Source organism: Wolbachia endosymbiont (group B) of Xylocampa areola (genome assembly GCF_964028205.1).
Lineage (GTDB): Bacteria > Pseudomonadota > Alphaproteobacteria > Rickettsiales > Anaplasmataceae > Wolbachia.
This window is the reverse complement of the sequence record NZ_OZ034771.1, coordinates 828,226-843,357: the sequence shown is the minus strand read 5'-3', so window position 1 is coordinate 843,357 and position 15,132 is coordinate 828,226. Positions and strand designations below refer to the sequence as shown.

Sequence of the window (15,132 nt, the reverse complement as noted above, 5' to 3'; positions counted from 1 at the left end):
GTTTGGGGGAACTTCTGTTACCCGGCGTTCCCTAAACCGTGCTTATAGCAATGAAGTTATAGTGCCTAAATTAAGCAGCTAATGCAACATTGTCTTCAGCAGCAAAGTTATCGTTTGCATCTAAATTGTGAACTCTTAGCGGTGGTATCTAACCGAGCAAAGCTACCATCTTTACTATGCATGTCGATCCTTACTCGCCCCCGTATCAATCAAAAAATATGGTGGAGGCGCCGAGTACTGCCCTCGGGTCCAATACACCTATTACAAGGTAATTTTATTGCCATAGTGTATAAAAAATACACATGCTTATTATACAGTAGTATTGAATAAATGTCAAGTTATTGAACTCCAAATTGATTGGCAACTAAAAAACTAATATAAAAATTACTTCGCCTATTTATCTAATCTTAGTATACTCACAGTAGAGGTATTTTTAGAGCTCAAAATCTATCTTCGTCTGCAGACTTTTCTATCAAATAATCAAACTAAGTAAAGAATGTAGCGTATCTTCTTCAGCGCACATGGGTGCACACATATGCTTAATCTCTGTCGTATGTACGTTACATTTTTTCTGTTCTTTATTAATAAATATGGGGGATTCTATGCCTAATTCTTAACAAAAAACTACTCAAATGCTTTTGTAGCTATTGAATTTCTGAGTTCAAGAAGGCAAGAGACAGTGTGAGAAATGGCACAAGCCGAAAAAAAGATAAGTTGTGGAACAAAAAATGCAGACAACTGTGGAAAATTACCCACTGGAATCCAGACTTTGATTGTCAAATAAAAAATTCACATCTTAAAAGGATCATATACATTAATTTCCTTAATTTTCACTTTTTCATTTAATAATCTTAAGATGGGCTGTAAATCATCGTCGATTGATAAGCACAGTACTTCTCTATCAAGATAATTGGCTAAATGATTCTTCTTCTCAAGAATTTCTGTTTCTTCCAATAAGTCACATTTATTTAACACTACAATTTCCTCTTTTTCAACAAGATCGCTATTGTAAAGCTTCAGTTCATTATGCGTACAATTATAAGCTGAAATAATTTCATCGTGAGTTACATCAATTAAATGCAGTAAAATTTTGCACCTTTCTATGTGCTTTAAAAATTTGTGTCCGAGCCCAACTCCAAGATGAGCATCAGCGATTATTCCAGGAATATCTGCTATTACAATTTCGCTATAATCCACTTTTGCTACACCTAAATGTGGTCTTATAGTAGTAAATTCATAATCGCCTACTTTCGTATCAGAATTCGAGCAGCGGGTTAAAAATTTAGATTTACCTACATTTGGCATACCAATAATGCCAACATCAGATAAAACTTTTAGCTTCAATACTATGTTTCTTTCCTCACCAGGCTGACCATGAGTAAAATGCCTTGGTGCCCTATTGGTGGAAGATTTAAAGTTAGTATTTCCAAGTCCACCTTTTCCACCTTGTACTACTTGAAATTCCATGTCAGGTTTATCAAGATCTACTATTATTTCCTCACTTTCTTCATCGATTATTTGTGTACCAACTGGAACTTTAAGTATAATATCTTTTCCTGCCGTGCCAGATCTATCTCTACTCGTACCACTTTTTCCACTACTTGCTTTAATATGTCTTCGACAACGAAAATTAAGCAAAGTGTTGAGATTTGCATCACTGATGAAAATTATGTCTCCTCCCCTGCCTCCATTACCACCGTTTGGGCCACCAAATTCAACGAATTTTTCTCGACGAAAACTCGCGCAACCATCGCCACCATCACCTGCTTTTAAATATAATTTAACTTCGTCTATGAAGTCCATGCTAACCCACAATAATATTTAGCATTTTCTCCTAATGAACTTTCTATTCTCATTAATTCATTATACTTTGCAAGCCTATCAGAACGCGACAGCGAGCCAGTCTTGATTTGTCCACAATTCGATGCAACCGCTATGTGGGATATCGTTGTATCTTCTGTTTCACCTGAGCGATGCGAAATAATAGCCCTATAGCCATTTGATTTTGCCATTTCAATAGCAGCAAAAGTTTCCGTAAGTGTTCCTATTTGATTTGGTTTAATTAGTACAGAATTTGCCATTTTTTCCTTTATTCCCTTACTTATTAGTTCACAATTTGTAACAAATAAATCATCCCCGACTAATTGAATTTTACTTCCCAATTTTGCAGTAAGTAATTTCCAACCTTCATAGTCGTCTTCATTCATTGCATCTTCTATAGAAATTATTGGATATTTGCCTACAAGGTCAAAATAATACTGAACCAATTCCTCTGAAGTGAGTTCTCTGTTTTCAAATTTATAAACTCCATCTTCATAAAAAGTAGATGCAGCAACATCAAGACCCAGTGCAAAGTGATTTTTCATCGAATAACCGGCAGATTCAACAGCCTGAATTATCAAATTAAGAGCTTCTTCAGTGCTTCCAATGTTTGGTGCAAAACCACCTTCATCTCCTACGTTTGTGCTATAACCTTTTTTCTTAAGAATGCTGCGCAAGTTATGAAATACCTCTGCAGATATTCTGATTGCTTCACTGAAAGTTTCAGCACCAACCGGAAGAATCATAAATTCTTGAAAATCGAGTTTATTATCTGCATGTACTCCACCATTAATGACGTTAATTAGCGGAACTGGCATCTGCTCTTCCCCTACTCCCAAATACTTATATAACGGCATTTTAAAGCTGTTTGCTGCTGCTTTTGCAACAGCAAGAGACACACCCAAAGTTGCATTTGCTCCAAGTTTAGATTTATTTTTTGTTCCATCTAGTTCAATTAAAACTTTATCAATTGCACTCTGGTTTGCTGCATCCATGCCAATGATTTTATTTGCTATCACTCCACTCACAGATTGAACAGCTTTCAGCACTCCTTTACCACAATACCTTTTTTCATCTTGATCTCTCAGCTCCAATGCTTCTAGTTTACCGGTCGAAGCCCCAGAAGGGACAGCGGCTCTACCTGTTGCTCCATCACATAGTTCTATTTCCACCTCAATTGTTGGGTAACCCCTGCTATCTAAAATTTCTCTTGCAAATACACTGCTGATCGTCTTTTTCATCATGCTAAACCTCCACTAGATTCACAATTGTGTTCACGTTCGGGAAATGTCACCCCAGCGCTGTAACATTTCAGTGTACGAACATTGCAATATACAGGTAATTTGAGTAGCGGATGGTCAGTGCTTGACACTGGAATCCAGTTTTTATTATACAGCCACTTATTTAAAGTTAAGTCTTCTGGATCCCAGTGTCTGGGCACTGGGATGACACCATTCTTAATGGAAGCTATCCCCATATCGCAATGTCTGTACAGTTGTTTGCCTAGACACTGGGATCCAGTTTTACTACACAATTTTATCATATAAATCACCAATGCTTAAGTTTATTTTACTAGCAGCAGCTTTGCAGTTTCTTTCGCTAGTTTAGCTATATTACTACCAGCACCAATAAATAATACTACATCTCCTGAACTTGTCGAATTACTAATAAAATGTGAAATGAGTAAAGCATCATTCATAATCTTCACATCATTAAACCCATTACTGATCAAGGTTTTTTGTATATCATCAATTCCACAGCCAGGAATAGGCTTATCTTCTGGAGGATGGACAGGAGTGAGAATTACATAATCAAACATCATGAAAATTCGTACGAACTCATCAAAAAAATTACGAATACGAGCAAAACGAAGCGGCTCGATAATTCCTGTTACCTTTCCTTTAGTGGTCAAACGTGCTGCTGACAGGGTTGCCTGTATTTCATTTGGATGATGAGCATAGTCCTCAATTAACTTAACACCTTTAATATCGGCAATTAAAGAAAATCTCCTTGCTACTCCTTTAAATTCCAAAAGACCTTTTTTAATCTCTTCATCACTAATTCCAAGTTTCACTGCAACTGATATTGCAGCCAGGGCATTGCTAACTTTATGCATTCCTATTGCATTTGATAGCACTACATTCTTTATAATTCTGGTACAAGGTTGAATATCTTCTTTTTGTCTTTCGAGAGCGAGTTCTTTTAATCGAAACACCATATGTACATTATCATCATCAATTTCAATACGCTGAACTAACTTTCTAATTATATTAAATTTAGTCTCCCAATCTACCTCTGATAAATCACACTTTTCCTTCGTTATATGCCCTCTTAACATCTTCACTTCTTCCCATACTACCCCTTCTAGTATATCTGCGCGTATTGATTTGCTGTTACATTCACCAAAACGTTTTCCAGGACAACGATAGTAACTTCTTCCTCCCTTAGCATTACTCATTCCATAATAAACGGATTTGCAACACTGACATATCACTAACCCTTGTAATAAGTATTTTCTTCCACTTTGTTGCATTTTTTCTATTTGTAGCTTTTCTTTTTCCACACTGTATCTCTACGACTTATATATATTTTGCCTATAGTAAAATACGCACATAATGAGCCAAATCAAGGAAAGTGCAAACCAAGTAATTGCGTATTCAAGATGCTTTATTGGCTGTATAGTCAATTTGCCACCAAAATTGTCTTGCCACAATATACATTTCTCTAGCTTAATACCTAGATCATTGGAGATTTCTTCTGTACTTAAGGTAAACCATGTATTTGAAGCAATATCATTTTTGATAAACCAATTTTTGCTACCATCACAATACAAAACGCCATCAGCAGCTACTTTTTCAATTTTTGCTTTTTCTTCTTTTTTTTCTCTGACTATTCCTTTATTTATTAACATGTAATGTCCATTGATAAGCAACATAGGAGACAGCACATGATAGCCACGTTGACCTGCGAAAACATATAGTTCTATATCACTTAAAATTCCGTCGATTTTAACGTTTCTGTAGTTAAACTTTGAAAGATTATCACTAGGCAGTAGATGAATAACTGGAAGATCCATATTTTTGATAATATTATTCTTCCAGCTCAATCTAAATAACTGCCATAACCCGAGTGAAAAAAGAAGTAAAAAAGGTATAATGAAAATAAATACTGTTTTTCTTAACACTCTATATTTGTGTTCTCAAGTAATTTTCAATACCCATAAGCTCAATAAGGTCAATCTGTTCTTTGATCCAATGTAAGTGCTCTTCCTCATTTTTCAGTAGTCCTTCTAATAACATTACACTCACGAAATCCTTTTCTTTTTCAGCAACGGAAATTGCCTCTTTGATGCCCTTGATACCTTCTTCTTCTAAGTTAGAATTATCTTCTAAGATTTTCTGCATTGTATCTTTTGTGAACTTTCCTTCATACTTTGAGATTTTATTTGTATCTTGAAAATTTGGCATGCCCTTAAGCAGTAAAATTCTTTCTGCCAACCTATTTGCATGCTCAAGTTCTTCATTAAGCTCGTTTTTCATCTTTTCTGCAAGTTTATTAATTCCGCTATTTTTAAGAATCGCAGAATGCAAAAGATACTGGCGTACAGAAGTCAGCTCATTTGTAAGTAATTTATTTAAATGTTCTACTATTTCTTTATTCATAACCTTTCTTTAGCTAATATACCAATGTAATCTACATAACAATCAAGGCAACATCAATTCATTTTTCTCACAACAATCGTATCAAATAGCACATCATGAAATGCCTGTTTCCTCTGAGAGAAGCAAGCAACTAAATACCAACTGAAGGTAAGCATCACTATAATCACTTCTAGTATACTTAAAGCATTTACTGATGTTTGAAAAAGTTTGATAAAGGTGATAATTGAATTATTTAGCATAGGAAGGAAAAACTGAGAGATAGTGCGATCAAATGCTAAGCTCAAACCTATTTTAGAACTATCTAAAGTGATAGTATATATATTCATTAACTGTTGACCAGGAGTTGCTTGAGCTGTTGAAGATATAAAATATGTAAAGTATCCACAATTTATACACATGTATGACAGGTGTAAAATTAATGGAAAATCCCCTAATGACAACACAATTAGTAAGGTTGGAATTAATAAAATTGCTACATCTATTAAATATGCGCAAAAGCGCCTGTGTACACTAGCGATCTCTGTCATTACCACCTATCTTTCAAATACTTTACTATGAATTCTGTAAGTTTATTAAAATGTTGAAAATATAACAAATCTTCATAACCTCTTATTGATTGTCCGTATACAATAGGTAAGCAATTTGCATTTTGTGCACATAGAATATCTGTGATGCTGTCACCAACAAAAAACACATTTTCTCTATTTACAGGTAGCGTACTCTCCTCTAGTGCAAATAGCAGTGGAGTTGCAGATGGTTTATCTTCTGCAGTATCACATGATCCAACTATTCTTTCAAAGTAAGAATCTAGTTTAAAGTAGGCAACTTCTTGACGTAAATTAGTATTTTTCTTATTGCTAACTATCGCTAGGTAAATATTGTGGCTTTTCAGTGTCTGCAGCATTTTCTCTACTCCTTCATTCAGAGTAATATTTTGTAACAATGCATTATCTAGGTATTTTTGATATATCTGATTCGCTTTTTTCCACTGATCACCAAACAAATTGACCATGTAGCTCTTTCTTGATTCATGAGAATTTCTATCAACAACCTTACTGCCAGATCCCATCAAATCTAAAGTATGCTTAATGGCATTAGAAATATTATCTTGAGTATCAACTAAGGTATTATCCCAATCGAATACTACCGCTAATCGGCTATTTTTCATTTTTATATTGTTACGTATTTTAAGCTAATAAGTAAATAATATTTTGATGATAAAGCTTCTATGTTAATCATTTTTACATAATTACCTAGTATACTTATTTTAGCATAAGCTTTTATATAGTAGGTATGATACAGCTTCAAGATATATCAAATATTGAGAAGAAATTTCAAGATGCTTTTGCAGGCGCTTTTCCAGAAAGCACGTCGCTGAAAGATAAAGTGAAGATTATCAATGAGTTGCGTCTAGATCTTAAAGCTTACAAAAGGCAAGTAACTAGACAAAGTCTCGAGAAAAAGTTTGAAGATATTTCTGCATTGGAAGATAAAGTGAAGGCCAGTGCAAAATTAAATCGTAGTCTTAGAGATCGAATGAACCGTGCAGCTAAAAAAGTAGCTAAAGATTTTGAAAAGATCGTCGAGTTGAATCGGGAACTTAAAGATGTTTTTCCAGAAAATTCTTCATTGGAAGATAAAGTAAAAATTATTGTTAAATTGCACCGAGAGCTTAAAGCTCAAAAAGGGCGTAAAGATGAAGTGAAGATTATTAAAAAATTGATTCATAATCTTGAAGGTCGAATGGATCGTGCAGCAAAAAAAAATAGCTGAAGATTTTAAAAAGATTGCTGGATTTAAACAAAAATTCGAAGGAAAAGACGTTTTTACAAGTAAAAAAGTTGCAGAGTTTGAAAGTAATAAAAAATCTCAAACTACATTAGAAGGCAAAATTTCTGATCAAATTCAACCACTATGGATTAAAATCCAAAGATTGAGAGAGAGCATAGAATGCTAACTTTCGACTTGAAAGTCACCAAATTTATCTTCTTTTTTAGAGTGATTTTCAATATAATTTTTTATCATTTCGTCAGTTACATTTCCGCTAGTCCTGACAAACTAGCCTACTGCCCACAACCCAATATCTCTTTTTTAGCTCTGGAAAGTTTTGCTGGATTTTTCTGGAACTTTTTCCTTTTATTAACTGCACTAACTTACTAATACTTAAGTATGGGGGTACAGAAACGTATACGTGTACATGACTTGACGCAACTCTACCTCTGATAATTTCTACTTGATTATTTGCACATACTTCTTGTACAACTTCTTTAGCTTTCTGTCCAATATCTCCAACTAGTACTGGATATCGATATTTTGTTATCCACACTATGTGATATATATACAGAGTGACTGCTTTTTCTATAATATTCCACATTCTTTCAGATTTTTCACCTTAAAATTATATTCTTAAAAGGATGGACTTCAAGTCCAGGGTTTTTCTCCCAAATTTGGGACAATAAAAAATTTTCTTTCAATACACTCGATTGTATTTCTCCCCAATCTACTTTATTTAAAACCCTATTTAATCAACTGAATCCCCAGCAAAAAGAAGACTATAAAGTAAATTTAGAGACAAAATCAACTGTCAAAGCTAAGCTTGTCCTAAAGAATGTTTACTTAAGCAATAAAGAGAGTTCAAGCAACTTAAGTACTGAAAACTCCAATGAACCGTTAATACAAAACAGAGATGATTTGCCAGCAGCACATTTCTCTCTTATATCTCCTGCGTTCGAGGAAACAGTTGTTGAACATACATTTGATACTAGACTAGAACTTTCTTCTGACAAAGAGAATCAATCATGTAGCCAAACAGTAATTCCATTTCTGGGTTTTGCTGAATTCGATAATCAATTCTGCAATACTGTAACAGAAAATTCAACAGTTAGTAGTAGTTTAACGTCGAATGAGCATATATCAGATAGCCTAGAAGGTGAGCAATTATCCCCAGAGTATTATAACTATTTGATAAATGGAGTAACTAGTCTGCAATCCTCAATTGTGGATGATTTGCCAGAGTTAAATTTATCTCCTATAACTCCTGCATTCGAGGAAACAATTGTTGAACATACATTTGATAGTAGACCAGACTTTTCTTATGAAAATGAACCGTTAGTAAACAAAAGAAAAAGAGCTGAAGAGAATCAATTATATAGCCAAATAATTCGTTCAATAACTGGAAAACAGCGATCACAAGACTTATATTTTACAGCGTATAATAGTCTTACAGAATGTGAATTAGAAGAAATATGCACAGTGGAGCCACCAGCAAAGCGCCAGTGCATATCAGTACCTCCATTTGAGGGTTTTGCTGAATTCCATAATCAATTCTGCAATATAGTACCAGAAGATTCAATAGTTAATGATAGTGCAGTGCCAGAAGAACATACTAGCCTGGAAGGTGAGCTAACTTTCCTAGACTCTCAAATAAATGGCGGAGAGCCATTCACTAGTCTGCAATCCTCAAATGTGAATCCATTGCCAGAGTTCAGTTTCTCTCTAAGCTCTGTTACGCTAGATGAGATGGTTAAGAGATATGGCTTTAATCACAATGACCACGCTCTAAGTGATTTAGAAGAGGTATATGTAGAGCAACCAGCAAAGTTCCATACATATTACCACAATTAACTAGGGACAAAAAAAGGTGGTAGATTAACCTACCATCTCCTCTGGTTTCACTATCCTTTCAAACTCCTCCTCAGTGAGCAGTTGAAGTTTTGCTGCTGCTTCTTTTAGAGTGATATTTTCTTTATAAGCAAGCTTCGCTATTTTTGCTGCATTGTCATATCCTATATGCGTATTTAATATAGTAACTAGCATTAACGACTGATTTAGTAAATCCTTTATTCTTTCTTCGTTTGCTTTAATATCAACTACGCATTTCTCTGCAAAATTTAAACTTGCATCAGCTAAAAGTCTTATAGACTGCAAAACATTGTAAATTATCACCGGCTTAAACACGTTCAATTCAAAGTGACCATTTGAGCCACCAATTGTCACTGCAACATGATTTCCCATAACTTGAGCACATACCATAGTCACTGCTTCGCATTGAGTTGGATTCACCTTACCCGGCATGATTGAAGAGCCAGGCTCATTTTCTGGTAACATTATTTCTCCAATCCCGCATCTTGGACCAGAACCAAGTAGCCTTATATCATTTGCAATTTTCATCAAGCTTACTGCTACTGTATTGAGTGCTCCACTGAGCTCAACTAAAGCATCATTTGCTGCTAGTGCTTCAAACTTATTTTTTGCTGAAATAAATGGAAAATTAGTGATTTTTGCCACTTCTTTAGCAAAATCCTCAGCAAAACCCTTTTTAGTATTGATTCCCGTGCCAACCGCGGTACCACCTTGTGCAAGTTCATATACATTGCTTAGAGTTGACTTTACTCTCTCTATTCCCTTTTTAATCTGAACTGCATAGCCAGAAAATTCCTGCCCAAGTGTTAGAGGAGTTGCATCTTGCAGATGAGTACGCCCTACTTTTATTATATCTTTAAATTCATGAACCTTATTATTTAGCGCTTTATATAATTCTTCAAGATTGGGAATAAGCAAGCGGTTTATTTGCTCTGCTACTGCTATATGCATTGCTGTTGGAAAAGTGTCATTTGATGACTGACCACAGTTTACATGATCATTTGGATGCACTGGAGACTTACTACCTAAATCACCGCCCAAAATTTCTATTGCACGATTGCTGATCACTTCATTCACATTCATATTGGTCTGCGTTCCAGAACCGGTTTGCCAAACAACAAGCGGAAATTGATTATTAAATTTACCGTCTATTACCTCCTGTGCCGCTGTGCAGATTGCATCCCCTACTCTATTATCTATGCTACCCTGTTTCATGTTAACACGTGCTGCTGCAAGTTTTACTATTGCTAGCGCTTTAATCAGGGGCTCTGGCATTTTCTCTGTACCAATTTTGAAATTTTCCAAAGAACGCTGAGTCTGAGCTCCCCAGTAACGTTCACTTGGTACTTTTACTTCTCCTAAGCTATCTGATTCTATCCTAATTTTTTTATCCATATTTCCTCCTTCTAGTGCTTGACGTTACCTACATATATGAATTAATTAAATCAAATTGTATTTCAGTGTCAAGTTGAGACATTTTTAGTGAAGACCTTAGAAAATTTTCAAGCCATATCTTTTGCTTCTATTATTTTTTTATTGTTATTAAGGCAATCATGCAACCTTAAGCAATAAACCTACTTTCACTCTCTATAAGGCTATTCTACTTAGAGCTTGAATAGTGAAAACATCTTTAAGCGCAGAAGCTATACCTTTGTTTGCTTTCTCTTTTTTTACTTCTACAATCATATAACCCAACATTGCACCTAACGCTAGACTAACGGTCGCTGATGCTGCACAAACTGTAATCACTGCTCCCGCAGAACATGATATTGTCATACCTGCAACATAACCTACTATACCACTAACACCAATGCAGACGTATTTCTTCCGTAGCTCTTTTTGTATATGACTTTTCAGATATTCTTTTACATCTAAATGCCCGTTTCTAGTAGCATAATTCAGAGCAGTGTTTTCATAGCCATCTTTCACATTAACATTTGCTTTTGCTGTTTCTATCAGGTACTTTACTACCTCTAAATAGCCACTTCCAGCAGCCCACATTAGAGCAGTTCTTCCATAGTGATCTGTTGAATTAATATCTTCTTTCTGTTTTTCTATCAGGTATCTTACTGTTTCTAATTGACCATTTTTGGCAGCTGAAAATAATCCTGCATGATTGTTAATCATTTGTGCAAATGATAATGTTTTTAGTTTAGGGGGTTGTAACTCTTGAGTATTAAAGTTTAATTGTGCTGGAACAATTTCTACTTCAAGCTCTACATGTTCTCTTGTGAAACGATCAAGTAGCCTTTTTACCTGATCAATTGTTTGAATTCTTACCTTATAATACCACGATAAAGAATTGATTATTTCCCTGTTGTTAAGAAAAAATATCACTAATTCTATTTTACCTGTTAAATCTTTAGCATAGATTGAGTATTCTATATTTAATCTATCTTGTGCAATATTTCGTATTGTCTCACTCTCTGTCCAAATTCTTACCTGTTCATTAATTCTCTTACTTACAAGAAAATTATATAATTCACTATCTTCTTCCTTCATTTTATTGAGCTCATCCTTACAGTCATACCAATAAGATGATAACTCTGGTATACAAGTAGGAAGAGGCAAGCGAGGTATTGACATATCAAGATTAGCTATTAAATGATATCTAGTTAGAAGCTTTGCTATCTCCGTATGGCCATTTACAATAGCATATGTTAGGGCAGAGAATTGACCTTGACGTTTCACATTTAAATCAGCTCCATTTGCTATTAGAAGTTGTACTACCTCAAGATGACCATGGGCAGCAGCATGAATTAGAGCAGTTATGTTTCCCGGAGATTCTGCATTAACATTTGCTCCCTCTTCTATCAAGTATTGTAATATCTCTAGTTGACCATTGTCAGCAGCCCATATTAAAGCAGTTCTCCCATAATCATCATCTATTGTATTAATAATTGCTCCACTCTGTATAGCTTGCTGAACAAAATCTAGCTGTCCTTTTTTAGCAGCATCAATTAGCTGCGCATTTAGCTGTTTTTGTGATGGCATATACCCCTCTAAAATAAATATACAATTTAAAGCTATTTTAGCCACTATTCAAGTTTTAATGGCTAAAATTGATTGAATCACTTTTTAGTGTTTTTTTATGGTTGTTTGAGTCTAGCAAAGATGAGTCTATATCACAATCTAGTAATTCTCCTACTGCACTTAGTAAACCAGCTGTACAACCAGCTATTTTGATCTGGATGAGAGGAGATATAATTTATAACCACTCCCCTATCCTTTCTAGTTGTTTGTAGATGTTAAATCTCAGGAATTTATCAAAATAAGGAGAGGCAATGAAGGGAGTAGTATCTCTTAAATAATTAGATAAGAAATCTGGTAGAATATTCTGAAATTCATGCATTTTTTGTCTATAATCTTTCAAAGCAACAACCTTTATTTTATCATAATCAAGTTTCCAATAAGCAAGCTCCGAGACTTCTTTTTTTGTTGTGTATTCCACTGCTAAAGCTTGTAAAATTAATTGCGGGAAAAATCCTGACATAACTTCCTCATTGGAAGGTGGTGAACCAAGTTTATAGTCTATAATTGCTACTTGCCCACCTGGTAGATACTCAACTCTATCACATCTTGCTGTCAATAAAATTTCTTCTGTCATTCGAGTATCTGACCAGCTCTTATTACACAATTGTCTGGTGTGTTCATTTGCAATCAAATTTTTTGGATCCAAGTAGTCAAGCACTGGGATGACACCCTTATTCTTAGTGGAAGTTGTACAGCATCCGCGCAGTTGTGTGTCACGCGCTGGAATATGAAATATCGGATAGGAAAAGCTCTTCTCCAACTCAACTTGATTGTTTCCAGTCCTATCAAGCTCAACAAAAGATTGAATTATCCTCTGCAACCTTACCCACCACATATTTGAAAAGTGGAATCGATTAGACGAGAATATTTCTCGTGCAATATTCATCAGCGACTTTTCGTTGCGTAAATATCTTGCAAGAATATTGTGTACCATAGTGCCAAACTCCAATATCGATGGCTTAAAATTTAAGTCTTTCAACTGTCTAAGGTTCAGTATGTATTCAACATAAAATGAATAAGGGTTACGAATCAGTTTTTCTACCGCACTGCAAGACATCACTTGCATTTTTGCTTGCCTCACTTCAGTTTTAGGTTTTGGCATAGGCTGAGTACATGGAACAATGCACTCAGGTGTATTTAATATTCTTAGCCAATTGCGATAAGGATATTTTGGTTCTTGTAACAGAACTTCCAAACGGCGCAATAGAATTGATTTTCTATCACTCACTAGCCTCGTAATATAAACCTTGCCGGCACCAAATAAATTGCGCAAAGTATACAAAAAGTACCCTTGCTCTTCTTGCACAGAAGGAAGGTTAAATTTTTCTCTATTCAGTGCACTCAAAAACGGATTCTGAAAATTTGGTATATCATTAAATCCAGCAAGTACTACAACCTTATTGTGATATAAGCTGAATTTATCTAAGTTATTTTCTGGAGAAAAAAACTTCCTTTTTAAAAATAATATCAGGATTTGGCTATATAACTCTAAGGAGCATTTTATTGCTACATCTTCACATGCATTTAAGAAATCACGAGTAAAATTACCTATTTCACCATTTAGCTCTAAAAAATTGATATTAGAAAGGACATTAACACACTGCAAATGAGCTGATGCCACATCAAAAATGGGATAATTTACAAGATACAGTAAAGGATTAAATATAATCTTTAACTTACTGATAATAATTAATATATCTTCTTTATGTCTTAGCTTTTTACAAGTATTAATAGCGTTAATAATATCCTTAAGACCATTTGTATTAAAGCTACGCAATACTTCTATCTCAAACTCAGATAAAATACGAGTGTACTCTTCTTGAGCGTAACCAAAAGTCACTAGCCTATGTTTAAGAAGAGAAAGCAATGCCACACCGTTCCATTTTGAGTTCAAAATCTCAATACTATAAAGCAGAAGCGTCACATAAGAATAGTTTTCCGATATGGTACACGCCATACGATCTGCAAGTAATTTATCAAAGACAAACAAAGAAGCGTTTTCATAACCTTCATTCTTTATAATTAGTGACGTCACTTGTGCTTCTTCCTCCCTTGAATCACAAGTGATGACTTCAATATTTTCAATTGATCCGCCACCAACTTCACTTAGATCAGCAGTTGTATCGAAGATATAATCAAGATATTCCTCAGGACTTCCTGTTATCCCAGCCCTTTCTTCTGTCATCCCAGTGCTTGACACTGGGATGACACCAGAACACGCTTCTGACAGAAAACTAACATCCCTTCTATCCACTTTTAAATAATCGAGTAAATCTTTCAGGCAATGTTGATAGTGTTTTTTATCAAGTGATTTCCAATCTTTTTCGTTCATTTTCAAATTCAGGTTAGGTAGAATTATCTTTCCAAATGGCAGGTCATATATAGCCTTAATCAATAACTTGTAGATTTCACCCTTTCCAATTCCAATAAAGATCATATGCTGATCTTTCTGCAGGAAGTTTATCATATTGTTTATGTAGTCATTCTTATGCTTTAGTATATCTATTACTCCCAAACCTTTTAAAGTTTTACTCCAAGTTTTGATAAGTAAATTTATGAAATTCGCTACTTTTTTTGAGTGCTCATCAAGTTGATAATCACCCTCTATTTGGGTATATTGAAGCAATGACGGCAAACTGTAAACCAGATCGATTGGAAAATTATCATTGTTTTTTTTATTCCACTCCAATATAAATTGAATGAGTAGCAGTGTTCTTTTTGTTGGGTTGATAACTTTAACTCTATCAAGATTTAATATTAAATCTTCTTCATCAATGTTTTCTAGTGAAACTATCTCTGGCAAAATTATAGTTCTGTAATTCTTGAATGCACTCAGCAATGCTATAACATCCCTCTTGCAGGGAAGTATGATCTTTATCTCGGGAATTTTTTCTCTTTCATATTCAGAAAATATGTGCTGAACCAGCACATCAAAAAGGGACTCATTCACATTAACAGTAAAAACTCTTCCCAC

General features: G+C 34.7%; 14 protein-coding genes, 1 other RNA gene and 1 pseudogene. 3 read left to right on the top strand and 13 right to left on the bottom strand.

Annotated elements, in window-relative coordinates; translation table 11 throughout:
- Position 1: 1 nt before the first annotated feature.
- The 9 genes from ssrA to ABWU35_RS04075 all read right to left on the bottom strand — a co-directional run bounded on the left by ssrA (position 2) and on the right by ABWU35_RS04075 (position 6,651).
- Positions 2-341, bottom strand: a transfer-messenger RNA (tmRNA) gene (gene ssrA / locus ABWU35_RS04115).
- Positions 342-789: 448 nt separating this feature from the next.
- Positions 790-1,803 carry an Obg family GTPase CgtA gene (gene cgtA, locus ABWU35_RS04110; protein WP_264685477.1) on the bottom strand — a complete coding sequence of 338 codons (1,014 nt, stop codon included), beginning with the start codon at positions 1,801-1,803 and terminating at the stop codon, positions 790-792.
- Positions 1,791-3,065, bottom strand: coding sequence for a phosphopyruvate hydratase (gene eno, locus ABWU35_RS04105; RefSeq protein ID WP_264684809.1), 1,275 nt, complete (start codon positions 3,063-3,065; stop codon positions 1,791-1,793). Before eno ends, cgtA begins: the two co-directional genes overlap by 13 nt.
- Complete coding sequence (locus ABWU35_RS04100; protein WP_230440369.1) at positions 3,062-3,298, bottom strand: WPE palindromic element domain-containing protein; 237 nt, start codon at positions 3,296-3,298, stop codon at positions 3,062-3,064. Before ABWU35_RS04100 ends, eno begins: the two co-directional genes overlap by 4 nt.
- 87 nt (positions 3,299-3,385) lie before the next feature.
- Positions 3,386-4,384, bottom strand: coding sequence for a recombinase zinc beta ribbon domain-containing protein (locus tag ABWU35_RS04095; RefSeq protein ID WP_179943897.1), 999 nt, complete (start codon positions 4,382-4,384; stop codon positions 3,386-3,388).
- Positions 4,385-4,393: 9 nt separating this feature from the next.
- Positions 4,394-5,005 carry an SURF1 family protein gene (locus ABWU35_RS04090; RefSeq protein ID WP_052264983.1) on the bottom strand — a complete coding sequence of 204 codons (612 nt, stop codon included), beginning with the start codon at positions 5,003-5,005 and terminating at the stop codon, positions 4,394-4,396.
- A gap of 1 nt (position 5,006) precedes the next feature.
- Positions 5,007-5,483 (bottom strand): bacterioferritin, encoded by a 477-nt coding sequence (gene bfr / locus ABWU35_RS04085; RefSeq protein ID WP_213863731.1) that lies wholly within the window; start codon positions 5,481-5,483, stop codon positions 5,007-5,009.
- Positions 5,484-5,536: 53 nt separating this feature from the next.
- A complete protein-coding gene (locus ABWU35_RS04080; RefSeq protein ID WP_213863732.1) occupies positions 5,537-6,010 on the bottom strand; it encodes an RDD family protein in 474 nt (157 codons plus the stop codon).
- Complete coding sequence (locus ABWU35_RS04075) at positions 6,010-6,651, bottom strand: HAD family hydrolase (RefSeq protein ID WP_010401658.1); 642 nt, start codon at positions 6,649-6,651, stop codon at positions 6,010-6,012. The genes ABWU35_RS04080 and ABWU35_RS04075 overlap by 1 nt, the downstream gene beginning before the upstream one ends.
- Positions 6,652-6,776: 125 nt before the next feature.
- On the opposite strand from ABWU35_RS04075, the gene ABWU35_RS04070 reads away from it, so the two are divergent.
- Both ABWU35_RS04070 and ABWU35_RS04065 read left to right on the top strand, forming a co-directional pair.
- Positions 6,777-7,256, top strand: coding sequence for a hypothetical protein (locus ABWU35_RS04070; RefSeq protein WP_264685478.1), 480 nt, complete (start codon positions 6,777-6,779; stop codon positions 7,254-7,256).
- Positions 7,234-7,440: a hypothetical protein gene (locus tag ABWU35_RS04065; RefSeq protein WP_264685479.1), complete on the top strand. Its 207-nt coding sequence runs from the start codon at positions 7,234-7,236 to the stop codon at positions 7,438-7,440. Before ABWU35_RS04070 ends, ABWU35_RS04065 begins: the two co-directional genes overlap by 23 nt.
- Here ABWU35_RS04065 and tnpA read toward each other — a convergent pair.
- Positions 7,437-7,855, bottom strand: a pseudogene (gene tnpA / locus ABWU35_RS04060) (IS200/IS605 family transposase). The gene ABWU35_RS04065 and the pseudogene tnpA sit on opposite strands and share 4 nt — an antisense overlap.
- Before the next feature lie 319 nt (positions 7,856-8,174).
- Here tnpA and ABWU35_RS04055 point away from each other — a divergent pair.
- Complete coding sequence (locus tag ABWU35_RS04055) at positions 8,175-9,107, top strand: hypothetical protein (RefSeq protein ID WP_250147235.1); 933 nt, start codon at positions 8,175-8,177, stop codon at positions 9,105-9,107.
- A 24-nt stretch (positions 9,108-9,131) separates the two neighbouring features.
- Here ABWU35_RS04055 and fumC read toward each other — a convergent pair whose 3' ends face one another.
- The 3 genes from fumC to ABWU35_RS04040 all read right to left on the bottom strand — a co-directional run bounded on the left by fumC (position 9,132) and on the right by ABWU35_RS04040 (position 15,132).
- The gene (gene fumC, locus ABWU35_RS04050; protein ID WP_017532669.1) at positions 9,132-10,520 is read right to left on the bottom strand and encodes a class II fumarate hydratase; all 1,389 of its coding nucleotides are present in this window, start codon (positions 10,518-10,520) and stop codon (positions 9,132-9,134) included.
- Between the two features lie 192 nt (positions 10,521-10,712).
- On the bottom strand, positions 10,713-12,119 hold the full coding sequence (locus ABWU35_RS04045; RefSeq protein ID WP_264686255.1) for an ankyrin repeat domain-containing protein: 1,407 nt from the start codon (positions 12,117-12,119) through the stop codon (positions 10,713-10,715).
- A 214-nt stretch (positions 12,120-12,333) separates the two neighbouring features.
- Positions 12,334-15,132 (bottom strand): PD-(D/E)XK nuclease family protein, encoded by a 2,799-nt coding sequence (locus ABWU35_RS04040; RefSeq protein WP_264685654.1) that lies wholly within the window; start codon positions 15,130-15,132, stop codon positions 12,334-12,336.